This is a genomic window from Hansschlegelia quercus (assembly GCF_004310425.1).
Lineage (GTDB): Bacteria > Pseudomonadota > Alphaproteobacteria > Rhizobiales > Methylopilaceae > Methylopila > Methylopila quercus.
This window is the reverse complement of record NZ_SIUB01000003.1, coordinates 166,546-186,531: the sequence shown is the minus strand read 5'-3', so window position 1 is coordinate 186,531 and position 19,986 is coordinate 166,546. Positions and strand designations below refer to the sequence as shown.

Sequence of the window (19,986 nt, the reverse complement as noted above, 5' to 3'; positions counted from 1 at the left end):
CGTAATGCAACCTTAAGCTCAACTTGCGATCAGTGTCTTTACCGCAGGGGGCGCGGACCTTCACAAACCTCAAAAGGGCTGCGGAATGTTCGGACGTGACGATGCAGGCGCGATCCTGCGGGCGCAACACGCCTCCCAGGCGATCATCGAATTCGATCTTCAAGGCGCGATCCTCAGCGCGAACGCCAACTTCCTGACGCTCTTCGGCTACGCCGCGGAAGAACTGAAAGGCGCCAAGCACGCGCTGTTCGTCGATCCCGCCGACGTCAAAGGCGAGGCGTATAAAGGTTTCTGGGCGGCGCTCGCGCGCGGCGAGTTCCAGAGCGGTGAGTTCCGCCGGATCGGCAAAGGCGGCCGTGAGGTTTGGATTCAGGGTAGCTACAGCCCGGTCAAGGATCGCCGCGGCGTTCCTTACAAGGTGATCAAGGTCGCGTCTGACATCACCGCGCGAAAGCTGCTGTCGCTTTCCTATGCGGGTCAGCGCGAGGCGCTCAACCGCTCCCAGGCCGTGATCTCGTTCGAGCCGAACGGCAGGATCCTCCATGCGAACGCGAACTTCCTGAACGCGCTCGGCTACACGCTCGAGGAGATCAAGGACCGCCACCACTCGATGTTCGTGAGCGCCGACGAACGCGAGGGGCGCGCCTACGAAGCGTTCTGGGAGGCGCTTCGCAGGGGCGAGTACCAGAGCGCCGAATTCCTGCGCATCGGCAAAGGCGGCCGCGAGGTCTGGATCCAGGCGACCTACAATCCCGTCTTCGACGGCGCTGGCGGCGTCTTCGAGATCGTGAAGTTTGCGACCGACATCACGCCCCAGGTGACCGCCCGGCGCCGGCGCGAGGCGATGCAAGCGGTGATCACCAGCGGCCTCAACACAATCGGCGACTCGATCGCCGGCGTGAACGTGCAAACGGCCGACGTCGCAAACGCCGTGACCCAGGTGTCGACCGACATCCAGGCCGTCGCCGCAGGCGCGGAGGAGATGTCCGCCGCCGTGTCAGAGATCAGCCAGCAGGTCCATCAGGCCTCGGCCATCTGCACGCAGGCGGTCGATGAGGCCCAGCGCACCAGCGACATCGTCACCGGCCTGAGCGAGCAGGCGCGGGCGATCGATGACGTCGTCACCTTGATCCACGGCATCGCCGGCCAGACCAATCTGCTTGCGCTCAACGCCACCATCGAAGCGGCGCGGGCGGGGGAGTCGGGAAAAGGCTTCGCCGTCGTCGCCCATGAGGTGAAGACGCTGGCCGAGCAGACCGCCAAGGCCACTGAGCAGATCCGCAAGCAGATCAGCGCCACGCAGGCCGCCACAGCCGGCGCCGTCACGGCGATTGACGTCATCCGGAGTACGATCCGCACGCTCAACCAAGTCTCGGCGAGCATCGCGGCGTCAGTGGAGGAGCAGACCGCCGTGACGCGCGACATGTCCGCCACGATGCATACGGCCTCGGAAGGCGTGGCGCAGGTGGCGCAAAGCATGGGCCTGATCTCCCGATCGACCAGCGACGTCGACGAAGCCGCACGAAACGTCCGCGCGGCAGCGGCTGAAGCAGCCTGACGCCTTCCTCCGCGCCCTGCGCCAATGAGAACGGCGGAGCCCACCAGGGCTTTGCCGTTTCCATAACGGGACCCCTGCGTTAGCGGCGCTTGCGTGCGTGACGTCCCACAGTCGAAGCTGCGGGCGGCCGTCCTGGCCGGAGGAGCCGTCATTGCCGGAAACCCATCGGATCGCATCGTCAGCCGTCTCGGTCGTGATCGCAGCGAAGGGCGCTGAGCCCGTCAGCCTCAAGGACGCCGCGGGGACGGAGCTGCTCTGGCAGGCGGGCCCTGAGTGGCCGCGCCACGCGCCCGTGCTGTTTCCGATCGTCGGGCGGCTTGCCGGCGATACGCTGCGAAGCGGCGGTGAGGCCTACCGGCTGACCCAGCACGGTTTTGCCCGGGACGCGCAGTTCGAATGGCTCGAACGATCTTCGGACCGGGCGCGGCTCGCGTTCTCCGACGACAAGACGACGCGCGACAAGTACCCTTTCGCATTCCGCCTCGAGCTCGACTACCGCGTCGAGGGCGCTTCGTTCGCCGCCACGGCTCGGGTGACGAACCCTTCGGCGGACGCCGTGCTGCCGTTCTCGATCGGCGCGCATCCGGGCTTCCGCTGGCCCCTCGTGGAGGGAGTTCCCAAGGAGGCGCATGTCCTCGAATTCGCAGCCCAGGAGACGGGCCCGTCGCGCTCGGTCATCGGCGGCCTGCTCGGACCGGAACAACCGCTGCCGTTCGGCGGGCGGACCATGACGCTCATGCCCGAGCTGTTCGCGAACGACGCGGTGGTGATGCCCTCACTGTCGAGCCGCTCCGTCCGCTATGTCGCCGTTGCGCCCGAGGGCGGAATCGCAAGAGCGCTGACGATCTCATGGCGCGGCTACGACGATCTCGGCGTCTGGTCGCCGCCCTCCGGCGCGCCCTTCCTCTGCATCGAGCCATGGCGCGGCATGGCGAGCCCGCAAGGCTGGGATGGCGCATTCATCGACAAGCCGGGCGTGTCCCGCCTCAAGCCGGGCGCAACCGCGACATTCGAGTGGCGGGTGGAGGTCTGACGGTGCGAGCCGAAATGGCAAGGCGCTGCAGTCGTTAACAGTAAATTCAGGATGTTCTGCGCCCGACGATCGGCTGTGCCATGTCTACTCGGCAAGATTGTAGTCGAGGCCAGCACGTGGGGAGTCCTGCATACGCCGTTAACCTGCGGAACGGCTCCTCCGGCATGACCATCATCTGCAGCGAGAGCCGCGCCCGCGACCTCATCGGCAGCATCACGCCGGACCAGTTGATCGAAGTCGCCCGCGTCGAAGACGAGCGGCAGCCGCTCGTCCGGGCGAAAGAGCTTCAGGTTGCAGCGACTTCGGCTCCAAGCCTCTCCCGTCCGGAATGGATGAACGCCTTCGCAGACTACGAGCGCACGGAGCGACGGCGGCAGCTCACATGGAATCTGATCGTCTTCGCGCCGTTCATCCTGATCCCGCTATTCGCCTTGGCGGCGCTTATCTGATCGGACGTTAGATGCGCATCAGCGCCGCACGAGCGACAGGAACGCTCGGCTAGATCCGCTGACTGGTGCCAGGCTCCACGCCCAAGCGCGCCGCCTGGGCTCGAACGTCTCGGCCGCTTTCCACGATCGCATGCTCCCAGCCGGGCAGGTCGCGTTCGGCAATCTGGAGAGCCTCCGCCTCATCGAGCGCCAAGGCGATGAGTCTGAGCGTTCGCGCGCCTTGCGAGGCGTCGGCGTCGCCGCTTTTCGAGCGGCTCTCGATGATGAAACCATCGTCCGTGTTCGTTCCCATCGCCTGCATATGGGCGCGGAACCGAAGCGATCCACCGTCCGATAGGCTCGCGTGGGCAGGAGAGGTATACCGCGCCATCGAATCGCGGACCTTGAATGAGGTGGACCTCATGAGATTGCTCGCAGCCGTGGCGGCCCTTCTCTGCCTCGCCGCGCCCGCATCGGCTCAGGACGCTCAGGGCGCGACGTCGGTGCGCGGCTCATGCACGAAGCTCGTCCTCGCCGGTGAGGACGCGGTGGGCTCCTGCGGGGGCAAGCTCACGAGGATGACGCTCCCGGACGGCGCCCTCTTCCTGATCTTCACTTCGGGACAGACGATGATCGGCTTCAGCGGCCGCGTGGCGGACGAGCACGCGCAGGGCGACGAGACCACATGGCCCGTGGGCTTCGTGAATATCGGCGCGCCCGGCGCCGAGCCGAACGCCATCCCGGCCCGCGGCTCCTGCAGGTCCGGCGATCTCAATCGTGCTTCAGCGGCAATTGTCTGCTCGGCGACGACGGCTCAAGGCGCTTTTGAGGCGGCGTTCCGGTCGGGCCGGTCCACCAACCGCTGAGCCGCGCGACGCTTAGCAAGCTTGCTAATGCGTGAGATGAATGGCGCGTCCAAGCGGAGCAAGGCGAATTACTATAAAGTTTTATGAAATTTTTTCTAATCTGCCGCGGGAGATCTATAACATCCGATTACCACACGATTAAGTTGCATAAAACGAAAACATCCCGCGGAGGGTTCAGCAGTCTCATAGAAGGGAGACTGCAATGCGCTCGATACAATTCCTGGGCTCTGCCTCTCTAAGTACGCTTCTTCTGTTAAGTCCCGCTCTCATGCCGTCCGCCTCCGGGGCTTCCGTCCACGTGGGCGGATTAGGGGGGATCTCGGTGGGCGGGGGTAATGGCGTGTCCGCCAGCGTTGGCGGAGCATCCGTGGGCGTCGGGGGCGGAGGCGTCTCGGCAACCGCAGGCGGCGTGGGCAATGTCGGCGCGACCGTCGGCGGAGGCGGCGGAGGCGTCTCAGCAACCGTAGGAGGCGTGGGCAATGTCGGCGCGACTGTCGGCGGAGGCGGCGGCGCGGGCAGTCTCGGGTCGGGAACCGGCCTAACCGGCCTAAGCGGTTCACACGGCGGCGGCTCCGGCTTCGCCTCGAGCTTCAACAGCGGCTCCAATTTCTTCTCCGGCGGCGCTTCGCCGAATGGTTCAGCGGGGAACGCCGCGTCGTCGGCCTCGAACGGCTCGTCGCAGGGCGCCCTCGCAAGACGCGCCGCCGCTACGACCGGTCGCTCAACGAGATCGGCGACCGCAGCAGAGCGCTCCAGGCCGCTCGTCAGCGCAAAGGTCGGCGTCTTGAACCGTCAGAGAGGCGGAACGTCCGAATCGCCGTCCAACGCCCGATCGGCTGTGGCGATCAAGGCCGACGCGCTGAACCGCAACCGGACCGCCACGCGTGATGGCGGAGCGTCCGGCCGGGTCGCAACCGTCGACGTAGGCGCGCTCAACACGCGTCAGGGAGGCGCGTCCAGCTCGAACAGCAGCTCGCCGTCCGGCGCGACGCCGGCGGCCGCTGCTCAGATCCGGGCGCTGAACCGCGGCGACGGCGCAAATGGCGGCGCAACGCCGGCAGCTCGCGCAGCGGCTGTGGATGTCGGCGTGCTCAACAGCGGCGCCAGCCGTTCCCCGGCCTCCAACGACGGCTCATCGGCTGGCGCCGCGCCTGCGGTCGCCGCAAAGCTGAGGGTTCTCAACAGAGGTGACGGCTCGGGCAACGCGGCTCCGGAAGGCCGGGCCGCTGCGGTCGACGTCGGCGTGCTGAACAGAGACGGTGCGCGCCGATCCGCCTCTCCTGAAACGGGGACCGGCTCGTCATCCGGCGCCACGCCTGCCGTCGCAGCCGATGTCGGCGTCCTCAACCGCGGCGACGCGCGCGGCTCAACGCAGCGTTCGTCGGCCGGCCTTGCAGCGGTCGACGTCGGCGTCCTCAATCGCCGTGGCGGATCTGCGGGCTCCGGCGCGGGATCGTCGGGCGGCGCCAACGCGTCAGACGCCGGCGCAACGCCGGGCGCGGACCCTGCCGCCGCGATCGGGGTCGAAGCGCTCAACAGAGGCGCGGCTCAGCCGCGTCCGTCAGGCCAGCTCGCGACGGCCGATGTCGGCATATTGAACCGGAACTCCGGCGGCCGGGCCGGCTCCGCTTCGTCTGGAGACGATGGCGGTTCGTCACCCGGCTCGACGCCAGCCATCGCAGCCGTTGATGTCGGCGCGCTCAATCGGAGCGGACTTTCTTCGGCTCCGGGCTCCTCCGCGTCGGGCGGGTCTTCGCCGGCTCCGGCGGCCGCCGTCGGTCTCCGGGTCCTGAATCGCACCGCGGCCCCGAGCTCCGGATCGAACGCGGGCTCTGCTAGCGGCTCCTCGACACCTGCGGTGGCCGCCAATATCGGCGTGCTCAATCGGGGTGATGGCTCCGGCGCCGCCCAAGCGCCCGCGGCCGGTCTCGCGGCGGCCAATATCGGCGTCCTGAACACCGACGGATCCAGAGGTACGGGAGCGGCGGGCGGCGGAATGAACTCGGGCGCACCGGCGCCGGCAAACGGCTCTTCGTCGGGCGCGACGCCTGCAGTCGCGGCCGACATCGGAGTGCTCAATCGTTCCACAGGTCCTTCCACAGGCAGCCGGACGCCCGCAGCCCGCCTCGCCGCGGTGAATGCTGGCGTGCTGAACAGCGGAAGCGGCGCCGGGTCGACCCCCTCGGGCGCGAGCGGCGGATCTCCCGCAGCGAGTCCGGCTGTCGGCGCCGATATCGGCGTGCTTAACAGCGGAGAGGGCGCCGGCGGCTCCTCGGCCTCTCCGTCAGGGCGTCTTGCAGGCGTCAAAGTGGGCGTGCTCAACCGCGGCTCCGGCGGGACCGGACAGGCGCCTTCCGGCGGTCTCGCGGCTGCTAATGTCGGCGTTCTGAACGGCGGCGGCTCCGGGGGAACCGGAGGATCGAGCGCCGGGTCTGGCTCGTCCGGATCGGGTAACGGCTCTTCGTCCGCGCCGGCGGTCGCCGCTGATGTCGGTCTGCTGAATCATGGCGGCGGTTCGGCTACGGGCGGACAGACCCCGCCGGCGCGCGTGGCGTCCGTTAACGTCGGCGCGCTGAACAATGGCGGGACGTCCAACGCCAACCCCGCGGGTTCGAACGGCGGCTCGCCCTCCGCAGGCCCAGTGGTCGGCGCCAATGTCGGCGTACTCAACAGCGGCGGCGGAGACGGTTCCGGGGCCGGAAACAGCGGTACCGGTGGAACGGGCGGCGGGTCGCCGCCCACCGACTCCCTTGTCGCGGTCAATGTCGGCGTGCTCGACGGTCGCGGCTCTGACGGCCCGGCGGGCGGAACCGGCGGCGGCACCGGACCCGGCGGAACGGGCGGCGGCGGAACGGGCGGCGGTATTGGATCAGGCGTCGACGGAACCGGTAGCGGCGTCCAGGCCAGCGGCGGTGAGTCCGGCGGCGGCGGCGGCGGCGGTGGCGGCGGCGGCATCTCGATCGGCGGACCGAGCACGGTCTATGTCGAACGGGACGGTCGTCTGGACCAACGCGACCGCTGCTTCGAAATCCTCAAGCAGCCCCGCCGGTTCAAGCAAAGGATCGTCGACACCTGCCGGCGCTACGTCGCAAAGCAAGATCGCCGGAAGGAAGCGACGAACTGATCCCAGACGGGCGCCAGACTAAAAGGCGGGCGGCGAAAGCCGCCCGCCTTTCGCGCGTCATGATCAGAAGCGGGCCGTCACCGACGCCAGAGCGACGTTGCGCTGGAACTGCGACGACAGCGGATCATCGGTGTGGAACGCGAGCCGCCGATACTCCAGTCCCAGCGTGATGTTCTTGCTGGCGACGTATTTAAGCGACGCAAGCGGGCTCCAGTAATGGTCGCGGCGGTCTGCGTTCTTGAACGAGTCCACGAGGTAGGTCACACCGCCGCCCACGAAGAGGTTCGGCATCAGCTGATAGTCGAGCCGGCCTCCGCCATATGATTCGATCAGGCTCACGCCGCCATTGAGGCCCGATTCCTTGGCCTCGCGTCGACCTTCGACCGTAAAGGTCAGATCGTTCGTGACGAGGAAGGACAGCGAGCCGCCATAGGTGAAAGACGAGATGTTCGACAGCGTCGCGCCCTTATAGGTCTGGCGCATGAAGCCGCCCCACGCCTCGCCCTTCACGCGCGCGCCGGGGCCAGGTTCGAGCAGCACGCCGCCCACCACCCGGTAGCCGTCCGAGGAGAAGTAATCCTCCTTGAAGTCGCGGCGGTTCCCGGCGACTTCGACGAACACGCTGGTGAGCGGAGCGACCACATAGCCGACGCGCCCGTTCGCGACGCTGATCCCGCCGTCTCGATAGCTTTGGTCGATCGTGACGCCGCCAATCTTCGGGTTTTCGTAATTGACGTAGAGGCCCGCCAGGCCAAGCGACGTCCACAGCGGCCCGTAGCGGTTGTTGAGCGCGACGGCCCCGTCGAACTGATTGAAGGCGGTGGGTCGATCGGTCCGGAAGAAGGCTTCTTCGCCCGAGCCGCGTTCCTCATGACCCCGGAGATAGGATGCGCGCGCCTGTAGCTGCGAATCCGGAGTGAACTGATACGTGCCGCCGAGCGAGGCGCCGGCGTTCGTCTGGCTCTCCCGGGTCTGCTCGAAATATTGGCGGCGCTCTGCGAAGGCGTTCGCCTGGAATCCATAGTTTGCGCCGCTCGCCGCGAAGGAGAGGTCGGGCCGGACGACATAAGCGAAGTCCGACGTCTTATTGCGTCGGGTGGCGTAGATATTGTCGTCGAAGAGGATTGACTGGACGATGCTCGGAACGAGGACGTGAGAGCTCGCCGAAGGCGCTTCCGGACTGGCGGACCCCGGCCCTGTCGGAGCCACGGGCTGGGACGGTCGCGAGTCGATGATCGAACGCGTCGTCGCGGGCAGCGAACCAGTGTCGCGCCCGGATTGATCGGCTTTGGCGGTGGCGCCCAGAACGAGAGCGAGGGGAATCGCCGCACTAAGTGCAATGATGCGCACGGAATATTCCCTTGTTCTTGCGCGAAGTTTTCTCTGAAAGTCCTTTCGAGCAAAGCGTTGGGCGCGCTGTCATAACGATCGCTCCGTCGCCCTTCTCAACCATCGGTTTTGACGGCATCGAAGTACCTCGCTCGTTAAACGAGGCTGAGCTAATCATGGTTAATGAAGGGTTAATCTCTCATCGACCCGCATAAGTTGCGCATCCATGAGGATCACCGATCCGAGCCCGTCGCCTCAATGAGCCGTTGCGGTGGCCGTCGCTGCCGATGCCTTGGGTAGCGTCGGAATGGACGGCGCGCCTCTCATCCTTGATCGCCGCGGCTCGGCGCGCATCTCTTTCCGCCCGAGCCGCTGGGAAGGGGCTGATCTAAAGCCGCGCGGAACACGAATACGAGCCAGTGCGCCATCCGAGCGCGCCTCAACCAAGATCGTCAGGAGAGGTTATGACCCACAAGAAAATCGTCGCCGGTGTCGCCGCCGCCATTCTCACGGCTTCGACCAGCTTCGCCATGGCTCAGGCGACGGGCAAGGAGAACAACGCGACGACCGGATCTGAGGCTGGCTCAGGCCCCGCGTCGGGCATGGACAAGAAGGGCTCGCCTGGCATGCAGGGCGATATGAAGAGCTCCGGTTCGTCCGGCATGATGAAAGACAACACGCCGACCTCGGCGGGAACCGCTGACGAGCAGGCTAAGAACCTTCGCGGCCACAGCGAAACGCCTACGACCGGCAAGTAAGCTGATTGAAACGGCGGAGACGACCAACTGGCCTCCGCCGTTTCCTGTCTCCCGACCCGCTTGCTACCCTGCGAAGCCTCTTCGGTTTTTGTAGCATTCTGGCGTTCGACCTCGACTGGCTGCGGCTACGCGCGACGGTAATCCTTGGTTGGGGAGCAAGGACGGGAATTTCTCCAATCGTCTAACGGAAAAGTAGCAAATTACCTCCAGGCTCGCGTAATGAGACCCGTTCGCGCGCGCCCGATCCTTCCGCCTACGGCCACGATCCTTGGATTGATGGCGATAATTCTTCTGTCGACGTTCATGCTCTGCTACACGTGGCAGGAATTCGTCGATCGACAACTTTCCGCCGCTCTCGGCTGGGTCTATGAAAATCTTTCGGATCGTCTCCAGCTCGCGCTGACGTCGACTGCGTTTGCCGGAGCGTCGCTCTTCATTCCGACTGTCGTGCTGCTGACCATGTTCCGGCGGCTGAGCGCGGCGGAAGCCGAGACTTCGACGCTTTCACGCCGGGATTCTCTTACAGGCTTGGCCAACCGTCGTGGGTTCAGTGAGGCCCTGCAGTGCCTTTGCGGCGACCCCGGAGCACATTTCGCTCTTGTTCTTGTGGACGTCGATAACTTCAAGCCGGTCAACGACCAGCACGGTCATGGAGCCGGCGACGTTCTCCTGTGCACCGTGGCGGAGAGGCTGTCCGCATTAACGCCGGCGAAGGGCTTGGCGGCTCGCCTTGGAGGCGACGAGTTCGCCGTTTTGGTTCCGGACTGCGAGGATGCGCGCGCGGCGTCGCAGCTTGCGGAGAAGATGGCGCGGAGTCTCGCTGCGCCCGCGAGTCTTCATGACATTTGCATCGCGACATCGGCGAGCCTTGGCGTCGCCATGCGGACAAGCGCGTCGCAGCAGGCCGAGGCCATCCTGCGCTTCGCAGACATCGCCTTGTACCGCGCCAAGAATGAGGAACGCGGCGGTTTCCGCCTTTTTGAACAGCGCATGGAAGACGAGATCGAGGAGCAGCGCGCACTGGATCTGGAGATCCGCACATCGATCGCGGCCGGATCATTCGTGCCGTACTTTCAGCCTCTCGTTGAGTTAAATGGCGGACGCATCGTCGGTTTCGAGATCCTGGCGAGATGGCGTCACCCCCGGCGGGGGCTCCTTCTGCCCGTCGAGTTCATTCCTGCGGCCGAGCGTTTGGGATGCGTCACCAACCTCACGTTGGGGGTGCTGCGACAGGCGTGCGAGCAGGTGAAGAGCTGGACGGCAAAGCCGCGCCTCGCCGTCAACATCTCACCCGGCGAGCTCCATGATCGAACGCTGGCGCTGAAGCTTATGGCGGTTCTCTCCCAGACAGGCTTCCCGCCCAATCGCCTCGAGGTCGAGATCACTGAAGGCGCCGTCATCATCGATAATCTGGCCCGTGATTTCGTGGATCAGCTGAGGAGCGTCGGCATCAGCGTCGCGCTCGACGATTTCGGAACCGGCTATTCCAGTCTGTCCAAGCTGCAAGAGTTGCGGTTCGACAAGATCAAGATCGATCGCTCCTTCATTCGGCGAGCAGAACATAGCTCCGAAAGCCGCAAGCTCATTCGCATGATCGTCGCTCTGGGTAAGACCCTGAACGTGGCGACGACCGCCGAGGGGGTCGAGTCGCCTGAAATGGCGCGCCTTCTGGCGAGGAAGGGATGCACCTACGGGCAGGGATATCACTTCGGCAAGCCGATGCCGGTGAGCGAAGCGGAGACGCTGTTCAACGCGTCCGTGACGCCTTTCGGCATGTCAGCCTCGGAACGAGCCGCTGGACGTAAAACGACGGGACACCGGGAGATCGGCGAACCGGAGAACGACAGCAGTTCGCCGCCATCTTCGCTCGCGGTCGCCATAAGCGCCTTGCAAGGAGCGGGCTACACCGTGAACGTATGCTCCAATCCGGGGCGGATAGCCGTCGACGGCGCAGAGCTTGCGGTCGACGAGATCCTCGCGTTCGCTGCTGAAAAGACGGGCTTGCCGCCGCAAGCGGCTTCCGTGGCCTGAGCAGCGTCCAGGCCGGTTCAAGTTCAAATGCCGCAGCCCTCGAACGCCGGTTCATTCGACCGGGTGCGCGGAAACGGCTGACGAGCCGCTTCTCCCACATTGCATCGACATACGGCGGTCTAAGCCGTGCGGGCAGTTCGGCTAAACAGCGTGAGGCCAGCCGCTGATGCCTCCAGCTGGGCCTACGAGCGTCTCATGGCCGGTCGATCGTGGAGCCCCAAACCCTCACGAGATGAATTGGCCCCGGGAGCACGCCTTGTCGAAGTCTGGATTCATGGCGCCGGAGCCGCCTGTCCTACCGTCACCGTGGGCGACCGAGGCGCGTGTCGCGCTGATGGAGGACGCCCGAACCTTCGCCCGCGACGTGGTGCTGCCGATCGCCGATCGGCTCGACCCCCAAAAGGGCGAGATGCCGCGCGAACTGATCGACCAGATGGCCTCCAAGGGTTGGTTCGGACTGACGATCCCGGCCGAGCATGGGGGGATGGGGCTCGGCGTCTTTGAATACTGCCTCGTTTCCGAGGAGCTTTCACGCGCTTGGCTCTCCGTCGGTTCGATCCTGGCGCGCGGCCAGGGTCTCGGAACCCAGACCATCGACGACGAGCGCCGCAGGGCGCTGCTCGCAAGGTCGGCCCGAGGCGAATGGATCGGATCGATTTCGCTCTCTGAACCTACAGCGGGTTCCGATCTCGCAGGCGTTCAGACCCGCGCCGTGCGCGATGGCGATCATTGGGTCCTCACCGGCACAAAACGCTGGGCTGGATTCGCCCAAGGAGCCGACTTCATCGAGGTGCTCGCGCGGGTAAGGGATCCGAACGATGGCGAGCCGCGCTCCGCAGGCCTCGAGCCCTTTCTCGTCGTCAAGGAGAGGGGTTCCTTTCCGGAAGGCATCACGGCCAAGGTCATCGACAAGATCGGCTATCACGGCTTCCTCACCTTCGAACTCGCGCTCGACGCGGTTCGGGTCCCCGAAAACGACCGGCTCACCGGTCTCTATGGCGACGGTGGATCGGACGCCGATTCCGGCGGGTTCGCCTCGGTTCAGCGCGGCCTGAACATCGCGCGCGTCCACACCGCGGCCCGGGCCGTTGGCGTGGCGCGCGCAGCGGTGGAGGACGCCCAGGCCTATCTTCAGGAGCGCGAGCAGTTCGGGCGCGCGATCGGCGACTTCCAGGCGCTCCGGTTCGCGCTGGCCGACATGGCAGCCGAGGTCGCTCAAGCCCGCGCCTTCTGGCGACAAGCGGCGCACCTGCTGGATCAAGGGGAGCCTGCGGAGAGCGAGACCGCAATGGTGAAGCTGCTCGCGACCGAGATGGCGGTAAAGGTCACGAACCAAGCCATGCAACTGCATGGCGGGAACGGCTACACCACGGAGCGCAGAGTAGAGCGCTATTGGCGCGACGCGCGCCTGACGACAATTTTCGAAGGCACGAGCGAGATCCAGCGCCGGATCATCAGCGACCGCATGCTGCCGAGGCCATGACGCGCGTGTGGCGCGCCTTCTGAGGTAGCGTCGGATCTTCATAACGACGTACAGCGTTGGCCTCGGCGGAAGAGCGCCGCCAGCCGGCCATCACCAGAGGATCAGCTTATGCGATTGAGCGAGGTTATCGACGATGCAACCAGCGCCGCTGGCTACAAGTTCGACCTCTTCGACGCGGAGACGAAGGAGATCGTGAAGGTGTTCGCCACGCGAGACGCTCTCCAAAAAGCTGTCGCCATCGGCGACACGGAGCGCTCCTTCGATCTGGTTTTGATCGAGGCCGCGAACGCCAAATTCGGCCGCGGAGAACTCGAGGAGGACGGCTTGATCCTGATCAAGCCAGGCGACCTGCCTGACTGAAGCTCAAGTGCCGGCGGTCGTTCTGCGCCCCATCCAAGACGAAACGTCGAGAGCTGGAACGGCCGATAGAAGTCCAACAGGAATGTACGGCGGCCCTGGACGGTCAGGCGCCAACCGTCGAGCTGCGGTCGCACCGTCCCCGCTCGTGGAGCAAAGCGGCCATGTCCTCATCCTCGAACAGACCGCAATCGCCGCCGAACAGCAGCGAGGACGCGGAGCGTCGGTCAGGAGTCGAGAAAATATATTCTAAATCAATGAGATAATGGCGCGCCCGAAAGGATTCGAACCTCTGACCCCCAGATTCGTAGTCTGGTGCTCTATCCAGCTGAGCTACGGGCGCGCGGCCGGCTCGGGACTTTAGCCCCGGCGGAGGCGACGTGTTAGCCGCTGACGATCTGCTTGGCAAGCCTGCGAGTGATGTCCTGACATCAGGCGCGGGCGCGCTCGCGGACGCGGGCCTGAAGGTCGATCGGGCGGTCGGGAATGGTGATGCGGAAGGTCGCGCCGATCGTTCCGTCGACCAGCGCGATCGAGCCGCCGTGGGCGCGTACGAGCTCGTCGGCGATGGCGAGGCCGAGGCCCGAGCCGCCGGCCTTGGTCGAGGCGTGGAACGGCTGGAACATCCTTTCGCGCGCCTTCGGTGAAACGCCGGGCCCGGTGTCGGAGACCTCGATCACCGCGACGCCGCCCTCGCGACGGCCGGAGATCCGGATCTGGTCGCGCGCCGGGTCGGGGTCGCCGCGGTTCTCGAAGGCCTGAGCGGCGTTGCGGCCGAGGTTGAGCAGGACCCGGAACAGCTGATCGGGGTCCGCGTCGACGGCGAGGCCGCGCTCGATCGCGGTGGTGAAGCCGATCCGGCCGCCGCCGGCGGCCAAGCCGAGCGCGGTGCGCACCTCCTCCACGATCTCGTCGAAACCGGTCATCCGCCGCTGCGGCGGCGTTTCCTGCGCGGCGCCATAGGACAGCGTCGACTGGCAGAAGCTGATCGCCCGGTCGAGCGTCGCGACCAGCTTGGGCGCGAGCTTCTGCACCGTCGGGTCTGCGACCGTTCCCAGTCTGTCGGACATGAGCTGCGCCGAGGCCAGCAGGTTCCTCAGATCGTGATTGATCTTGCTGACCGCGAGGCCGAGCGCCGCCAGCCGGGACTTCTGCTGGAGCTGCGCGTGAAGCTCGCTCTGCATGCGCTCGAGCTCGGCTTCCGCGACGCCAATCTCGTCGGCCCGGCCGGAGGCCACCACGATCCGGCTCGCATCGTCCGGCGCCTCGGCGAAGGCGACCATCGTGGCGGTGAGCCGGCGGACCGGTCGCACGATGATGAGGTCGAGCGCGAGATAGACCAGGCCGCCGGCGATCAGCGAGATCGCCAGCGCAACCAGAAGGACGTTGGCCGAGAACGCCACCATCGCGCGGCGCAGCTCGGTCTCGTCGACCACGACGTCGAGCGTGTCGCCGGGCTCGCCCGCATCCTCGGCTGGCGCGACCAGACGCGCGATGCGCTTGTCGCCGTTCATCAGCGTGTCGAAGGCGTCGAGGATCGCCATGGCGCCTGCCGCAGGGCGCCGGTCGACCGTCACAGCGACCTCGTGCGGCATGTCGTCCACCGCGAGCAGCCGGCGCGCGTCGCCGGACTTGATCGCGAGCGCCTTGGCCCCGACGCTGCGCAGAAGCTTTCGCGCGAGCGGCTCGGCCACCATGCCATCTGGGGCTGCGTCGAGCGCCAGCGCCGCGGTGCGGGCCCGGTTCACCTGGTCGTCGATGAAGTTCAGGCGGAAGTTCGCGACCGACGGCACGAAGATGAGAATTTCGGAGACCATCACGAACAGCGCAGTGAGCGCGAGCAGCTTGCCGGAAAGGCCAAGCCGTCCGGTCGTTGCTGCTGCTGAGGGCGCGGTGTTCGTCATCTCGTCGGGTCGGAGGCAGGGCGAAGCGCGCCACTCGAAGCGCGCCGATGATGCGGCGGGAGAAGGGCTTCGTCAAACCGCCCGGTCGACCTCCGCTGCTCTCGCGCGTTGACTTTTGAGGCCGCGCGACCTTATAAGCCGCCCCGTGAAGCGCGCCCGCATTCGTCGCGGGCTTTTTTGTTATCGCCGCCCGAGAGGCCGCACGCCTGAGAGGGCGAGCCTTCGCGGTTTCGACCGGAGACTTACTGCCGTGAAACGGACCTATCAGCCCTCCAAGCTCGTCCGCAAGCGCCGCCACGGCTTCCGCGCCCGCATGGCGACCGTTGGCGGCCGCAAGATCATCGCCGCTCGCCGCGCCAAGGGCCGGAAGAAGCTCAGCGCCTGATCGGTCGGCCAGCCCGACGCTTATGCCTGCCGCCGCGTTCGAGACGCTCAAGTTGAGGCGCGACTTCGTCGCCGCCTCTCGCGACGGCGTGAAGATCGGCGGTCCGCTGGTCGGCCTCCAGATGCGCGATCGCAACGCCGCCGACGCCCTGCCGCGCGTCGGCTTCACCGCGACCAAGCGGGTGGGCGGCGCGGTTGAGCGCAACCGCATGAAGCGGCGGATGCGCGCCGCGGCGCGCGAAGCGCTTTCGGACATCGCCCGGCCCGGCTGCGACTATGTCGTGATCGCGCGGCGGGCCGTGCTGGATGCGGCCTTCGACCGCCTCCTCAAAGACCTCAAAGACGCCGCCCGGCGCGCCCACGGCCGCGCGAAACGCCCCTTACCGGCCGAGGCCGGAACCCCTCCGGCGCCGCTGGATGGGCGCGAAAGCGGACGCTGATGGACACCCGGAACACCATTCTCGCCGTCGTGCTGTCGATCGCGGTGCTGCTCGGCTGGCAGTATTTCTTTGCGCGCCCGCAGATCGAGGCGCAGCGCGCGAACCAGGCGACCCAGCAGGCGCTGACTGACAACAAGGACGCCGCGGCCCCGCTGCCGACGACATCGGCTGCGCCCGCAGCCACGCCGCAGCCCGGCGCCCCGGCGACGGCCGGCGCGCCCGCTGGCGCGACCCAACCGCAAGCCTCGCGCGACGCGCCGCGCGTCAAGATCGACAGCGAGCGGCTGAGCGGCTCGATCGCGCTCGTCGGCGGCCGGATCGACGACGTCTCGCTGAAGGACTATCGCGAGACGGTCGACCCGAAGAGCCCCGAGATCGTGCTGTTCGCGCCGATCGACAGCCCGCAGCCATATTACGCCGAGTTCGGCTTCGTGAACGCGCCGGGCGGCTCGATGAAACTCCCCGACGCCTCGACGCAGTGGACGCCCGAGGGCGAAGGTCCGCTGACCAGCGAGAAGCCGGTTGTGCTCACGTGGGACAATGGCGCAGGCCTGACCTTCCGCCGCACGATCTCGCTCGACAAGGACTACATGTTCACGATCCGGGACACGGTCGCGAACGCAGGCGGCCAGGCGGCGACGCTGTTCCCTTACGCTCTGATCTCCAGGCGCGGCGAACCGCATGTCTCGGGCTACTACATCCTGCATGAAGGCCCGATCGGCGTGATCGGCGAGCAGGGCCTGCAGGAGCTGAGCTACAAGAACCTGACCGAGGGCCCCAAGACCTTCAAGGCGACGGGCGGCTGGCTCGGCATCACCGACAAGTACTGGGCGGCGACGCTGATCCCGCCGCAGGAGACGCCCTACGCGGCGCGCTTCGCCTCGACCACCGATGGCGGCAAGGCCTATCAGACCGACTATCTGCTCGATCCCGTGACGGTACAGCCGGGCGCGCAGGCGGAGACCTCGGGACGACTGTTCGCCGGCGCCAAGCAGGTCGCGGTCGTCGACCGCTACGAGACCGACGGCGGCGTCCGCAAGTTCGAGCTGCTGATCGACTGGGGCTGGTTCCACTTCCTGACCCGGCCGATGTTCTACGCGCTCGACTTCTTCTACAAGCTCGTGGGCAATTTCGGCGTCGCGATCCTGATCGTGACGGTGCTGGTGAAGCTGCTGTTCTTCCCGCTCGCCAACAAATCCTACGTCTCGATGTCGAAGATGAAGCTTGTGCAGCCCGAGATGGCCAAGCTTCGCGAGCGCTTCAAGGACGACAAGGCCAAGCAGCAGCAGGAGCTGATGGCGCTCTACAAGCGCGAGAAGATCAATCCGCTCGCGGGCTGCCTTCCGATCGTGGTGCAGATCCCGGTGTTCTTCTCGCTCTACAAGGTGCTGTTCATCACCATCGAGATGCGGCATGCGCCGTTCTTCGGGTGGATCCGGGACCTTGCGGCGCCCGATCCCACGACTTTGTTCAACCTGTTCGGCCTGATCCCCTGGACGCCGCCGCACGTGCTGATGATCGGCGTCTGGCCGCTGATCATGGGCGTGACGATGTTCCTGCAGATGCGCTTGAACCCGACGCCGACCGATCCTGCGCAGCAGATCGTATTCACTTGGATGCCGGTGTTCTTCACCTATCTGCTCGCCTCCTTCCCGGCCGGCCTAGTGATCTACTGGTCGTGGAACAACACGCTGTCGATCATCCAGCAGACCATCATCATGAAGCGCCAGGGCGTGAAGGTGGACCTGCTGGGGAACATCCGCGAGACGTTCCGGAAGAAACCGGCGGATCCGGCGAAGACGTAGCCCGGCTAGCCGCCATCCCGGACGCCGCGAAGGCGGCGAGCCGGGATCGTCGTCAGGGTCGGACGCCTGCGTGCTTCGAGATGGCCCCTCGGGCCTCCTCAGCATGAGGAGGTCTGTGACACCCAAATGGTCCTCATGCTGAGGAGCCCGCGGCAGCGGGCGTCTCGAAGCACGCAGGGCGACAGCGCCGAGCGCCCTGATCCGATGACGACCGACACGCCTCCTGAAGACGATCCCTATCCCGAGATCGGCCGAAAACTGTTCGCAGGGCCGTGCGACTTCGTCATGGGCGCGGCGCGGCTCGAGCAGCTTCCGGCGATGGACCGGATCGAGATCGCCTTCGCCGGTCGATCCAACGTCGGCAAGTCGAGCCTCGTCAACGCGCTCACCGGGCGAAAGACGCTCGCGAAGACCTCCAACACGCCCGGCCGCACCCAGCAGCTCAACTACTTCAAGCTCGGCGCCGAAGCCTACATGGTCGACATGCCGGGTTACGGCTACGCGCAGGCGCCCGTCGAGACCGTCCGCACCTGGACCTCGCTGGTGCGCGCCTATCTCCGCGGCCGCGCCAGCCTCGCCCGCGTCTTCCTGCTGGTGGATAGCCGCCATGGCGTGAAGGAGGTCGACCGCGACGCCATGAGCCTGCTCGACCAGTCGGCGAGCTCCTACCAGGTCGTGCTCACCAAACTCGACCAGCTGAAGGTTCCGGAGCGTCAAGTCCGCATCGACGAGACCTTAGCCGCGCTCGCGCGCCGACCGGCGGCGTTTCCCGTGGTGCTCGCGACCTCGAGCCGCGAGGGCATCGGCCTCGAAGATCTGCGCGCCGCGATCGCCCGGCTTATCGACGAAAGACGGTAGTCCGGGGGCTTCACGCGGCGGCGATTTCGGCGTCTCGTCGCCAGCGCTTCGCGATACGAACTTAAAGACGTCGCTCGCGACGTCTCGGCCCGGCGCAGAGCCACAAGTTCGCCGCTCATTGGAATTAGAGGGATTATCAATTGACCCTCATGGCCTTGATGTGTGCGGAAGCTGACCTTAATCGGGCCGGATCGACGCTCGATCTTGTGTTGAAGGAGCCGGACCGTTGTCGAAACTGGTCGATCATCAAGCGCGCCGTTTCGGCGGTCTCGCGGCGGGCGCGGCGCTTGGCGCGCTCATCGCTCTGCCGGCGCTCGCTGCGTCCGGCGTGTCGATCGAGCTCAACCGGCTGGAGACCCGCGACCAGTCGTGCCGCGTCTCGCTCGTCGTCGGCAATCCCGGCGACAAGGCCTATGACAGCCTGAAGCTCGACCTCGTCTTCTTCGACAAGGACGGCGTGATCTCGCGCCGCCTCGCGGTCGAAGCCGGTCCGGTTCGCGCCGCGAAGACCACAGTGAAGCTGTTCGACGCCGCCGACACGCCCTGCGACGGCGTCAGCCGCGTGCTGCTGAACGACGTCACCGCCTGCGGGGGCGAGCAGGATTGCCTCGGCCTCGTGAGCACGACCTCGCGGGTGAAGGGCGTGGAGTTCGGCAAGTGAGCGCCACCAAGCGCTTCGCAGTAATATGGCTGGCCGCGAGCCTCGCTGGCTGGGTTGCGCCCGCCCATGCCCAGACGCCCACCGGCGCGCCCAATCAGGCCGCTCCCACTCAGCACGCCGCGCCGACGGCGACGCCCGCTCTGCCGCCCGCGGAAGAAGTGACGGCGACCGAACCCGGCGCGTCGCCCATCGCGCCCGCGGCCGCGCAGCAGGCCGCGCCAGCCAATGGTCAGCCGGTCGCGACCGAGCTGCAGCAGGTCGGCGGCATGAAGATTCCGCACGATCTCTCGCCAATCGGCATGTTTCTCGCCGCCGACTGGGTGGTGAAGGGCGTCATGATCGGCCTCGCCTTCGCTTCGCTCGTCACCTGGACCGTGTTCCTCGTGAAGGTGATCGAGATCGCCGCCGCCGATCGGCGCGCAAAAAAGGGCCTGTCGGCTCTTGTCGCGTCCCGCAGCCTGGAGGACGCCCGCTCGATCCTCGAGGGGGAGAAAGGCGCCGTGCCGGTCTTCGTGGCGGCGGCCGACGCCGAACTCGCTTATTCCGGCGACGCGCTTTCGCCCGAGGGCGTCAAGGAGCGCGTCGCGTCGCATCTGTCGCGCCTCGAGGCGCAGGCCGGGCGCAGGCTCACTATCGGCACTGGCCTGCTCGCCACCATCGGCTCCACCGCTCCCTTCGTCGGCCTGTTCGGCACGGTCTGGGGCATCATGAACTCGTTCATCGGCATCTCGAACGCGCAGACGACCAACCTTGCGGTCGTCGCTCCGGGCATCGCCGAGGCGTTGCTTGCGACCGCGATCGGCCTCGTGGCCGCCATCCCGGCGGTCGTGATCTACAACGTGTTTGCGCGCGCCATCTCGGCCCATCGCGCCGCGCTCGCCGACGCCTCCGCCGCGGTGCTGCGCCTCGTCAGTCGCGACCTGGACCGCCTCCCAGGCCGCCGTCTCCACGCCGCCGCCGAGTAAGC

18 protein-coding genes and 1 tRNA gene are annotated in these 19,986 nt (G+C 66.5%); 15 read left to right on the top strand and 4 right to left on the bottom strand.

What is annotated here, in order from left to right; translation table 11 throughout:
* The first annotated feature begins 85 nt into the window (after window positions 1-85).
* The 3 genes from EYR15_RS07855 (at window position 86) to EYR15_RS07845 (ending at window position 3,040) form a co-directional block, all read left to right on the top strand.
* Entirely contained in the window at window positions 86-1,558 is a 1,473-nt protein-coding gene (locus EYR15_RS07855) for a methyl-accepting chemotaxis protein (protein ID WP_131002776.1), read from the top strand.
* Between the two features lie 151 nt (window positions 1,559-1,709).
* On the top strand, window positions 1,710-2,591 hold the full coding sequence (locus EYR15_RS07850; RefSeq protein WP_131002774.1) for an aldose 1-epimerase family protein: 882 nt from the start codon (window positions 1,710-1,712) through the stop codon (window positions 2,589-2,591).
* 164 nt (window positions 2,592-2,755) lie between these two features.
* The gene (locus tag EYR15_RS07845; RefSeq protein WP_131002772.1) at window positions 2,756-3,040 is read left to right on the top strand and encodes a hypothetical protein; all 285 of its coding nucleotides are present in this window, start codon (window positions 2,756-2,758) and stop codon (window positions 3,038-3,040) included.
* A 49-nt stretch (window positions 3,041-3,089) separates the two neighbouring features.
* Here the strand turns inward: EYR15_RS07845 and EYR15_RS07840 are convergent, their stop codons facing one another.
* The gene (locus tag EYR15_RS07840) at window positions 3,090-3,443 is read right to left on the bottom strand and encodes a hypothetical protein (RefSeq protein ID WP_131002770.1); all 354 of its coding nucleotides are present in this window, start codon (window positions 3,441-3,443) and stop codon (window positions 3,090-3,092) included.
* On the opposite strand from EYR15_RS07840, the gene EYR15_RS07835 reads away from it, so the two are divergent.
* Entirely contained in the window at window positions 3,442-3,885 is a 444-nt protein-coding gene (locus tag EYR15_RS07835) for a hypothetical protein (RefSeq protein WP_131002768.1), read from the top strand. The two genes, EYR15_RS07840 and EYR15_RS07835, sit on opposite strands and share 2 nt — an antisense overlap.
* An 838-nt stretch (window positions 3,886-4,723) precedes the next feature.
* A complete protein-coding gene (locus EYR15_RS17290) occupies window positions 4,724-7,009 on the top strand; it encodes a hypothetical protein (RefSeq protein WP_131002766.1) in 2,286 nt (761 codons plus the stop codon).
* A gap of 63 nt (window positions 7,010-7,072) precedes the next feature.
* Here the strand turns inward: EYR15_RS17290 and EYR15_RS07825 are convergent, their stop codons facing one another.
* Window positions 7,073-8,359, bottom strand: coding sequence for an outer membrane beta-barrel protein (locus tag EYR15_RS07825; RefSeq protein WP_131002764.1), 1,287 nt, complete (start codon window positions 8,357-8,359; stop codon window positions 7,073-7,075).
* A gap of 443 nt (window positions 8,360-8,802) precedes the next feature.
* Between EYR15_RS07825 and EYR15_RS07820 the strand changes: the two genes are divergently transcribed.
* The 4 genes from EYR15_RS07820 to EYR15_RS07805 all read left to right on the top strand — a co-directional run bounded on the left by EYR15_RS07820 (window position 8,803) and on the right by EYR15_RS07805 (window position 12,970).
* Complete coding sequence (locus EYR15_RS07820; protein WP_245498207.1) at window positions 8,803-9,096, top strand: hypothetical protein; 294 nt, start codon at window positions 8,803-8,805, stop codon at window positions 9,094-9,096.
* Between the two features lie 276 nt (window positions 9,097-9,372).
* A complete protein-coding gene (locus EYR15_RS07815; protein ID WP_165455458.1) occupies window positions 9,373-11,127 on the top strand; it encodes a putative bifunctional diguanylate cyclase/phosphodiesterase in 1,755 nt (584 codons plus the stop codon).
* A 274-nt stretch (window positions 11,128-11,401) separates the two neighbouring features.
* Window positions 11,402-12,610: an acyl-CoA dehydrogenase family protein gene (locus tag EYR15_RS07810; protein WP_382238690.1), complete on the top strand. Its 1,209-nt coding sequence runs from the start codon at window positions 11,402-11,404 to the stop codon at window positions 12,608-12,610.
* A 114-nt stretch (window positions 12,611-12,724) separates the two neighbouring features.
* A complete protein-coding gene (locus EYR15_RS07805; protein WP_131002758.1) occupies window positions 12,725-12,970 on the top strand; it encodes a hypothetical protein in 246 nt (81 codons plus the stop codon).
* A gap of 263 nt (window positions 12,971-13,233) precedes the next feature.
* Here EYR15_RS07805 and EYR15_RS07800 read toward each other — a convergent pair.
* Both EYR15_RS07800 and EYR15_RS07795 read right to left on the bottom strand, forming a co-directional pair.
* Window positions 13,234-13,310 (bottom strand) — tRNA-Arg (locus EYR15_RS07800).
* Window positions 13,311-13,398: 88 nt separating this feature from the next.
* Entirely contained in the window at window positions 13,399-14,871 is a 1,473-nt protein-coding gene (locus EYR15_RS07795; protein WP_131002756.1) for a sensor histidine kinase, read from the bottom strand.
* Window positions 14,872-15,121: 250 nt separating this feature from the next.
* Here EYR15_RS07795 and rpmH point away from each other — a divergent pair, with 250 nt between their 5' ends.
* The 6 genes from rpmH (at window position 15,122) to exbB (ending at window position 19,984) form a co-directional block, all read left to right on the top strand.
* Entirely contained in the window at window positions 15,122-15,256 is a 135-nt protein-coding gene (gene rpmH, locus EYR15_RS07790) for a 50S ribosomal protein L34 (RefSeq protein ID WP_131002755.1), read from the top strand.
* A gap of 22 nt (window positions 15,257-15,278) precedes the next feature.
* The gene (gene rnpA, locus EYR15_RS07785) at window positions 15,279-15,695 is read left to right on the top strand and encodes a ribonuclease P protein component (protein ID WP_131002753.1); all 417 of its coding nucleotides are present in this window, start codon (window positions 15,279-15,281) and stop codon (window positions 15,693-15,695) included.
* Window positions 15,695-17,500: a membrane protein insertase YidC gene (gene yidC, locus EYR15_RS07780; RefSeq protein WP_245498206.1), complete on the top strand. Its 1,806-nt coding sequence runs from the start codon at window positions 15,695-15,697 to the stop codon at window positions 17,498-17,500. The genes rnpA and yidC overlap by 1 nt, the downstream gene beginning before the upstream one ends.
* 204 nt (window positions 17,501-17,704) lie before the next feature.
* Window positions 17,705-18,358, top strand: a complete 654-nt coding sequence (gene yihA, locus EYR15_RS07775) for a ribosome biogenesis GTP-binding protein YihA/YsxC (RefSeq protein WP_131002749.1) — start codon at window positions 17,705-17,707, stop codon at window positions 18,356-18,358.
* Between the two features lie 226 nt (window positions 18,359-18,584).
* Window positions 18,585-19,019: a hypothetical protein gene (locus EYR15_RS07770; RefSeq protein WP_131002747.1), complete on the top strand. Its 435-nt coding sequence runs from the start codon at window positions 18,585-18,587 to the stop codon at window positions 19,017-19,019.
* A 140-nt stretch (window positions 19,020-19,159) separates the two neighbouring features.
* A complete protein-coding gene (exbB, locus tag EYR15_RS07765; protein WP_382238692.1) occupies window positions 19,160-19,984 on the top strand; it encodes a tonB-system energizer ExbB in 825 nt (274 codons plus the stop codon).
* Window positions 19,985-19,986: the final 2 nt, after the last annotated feature.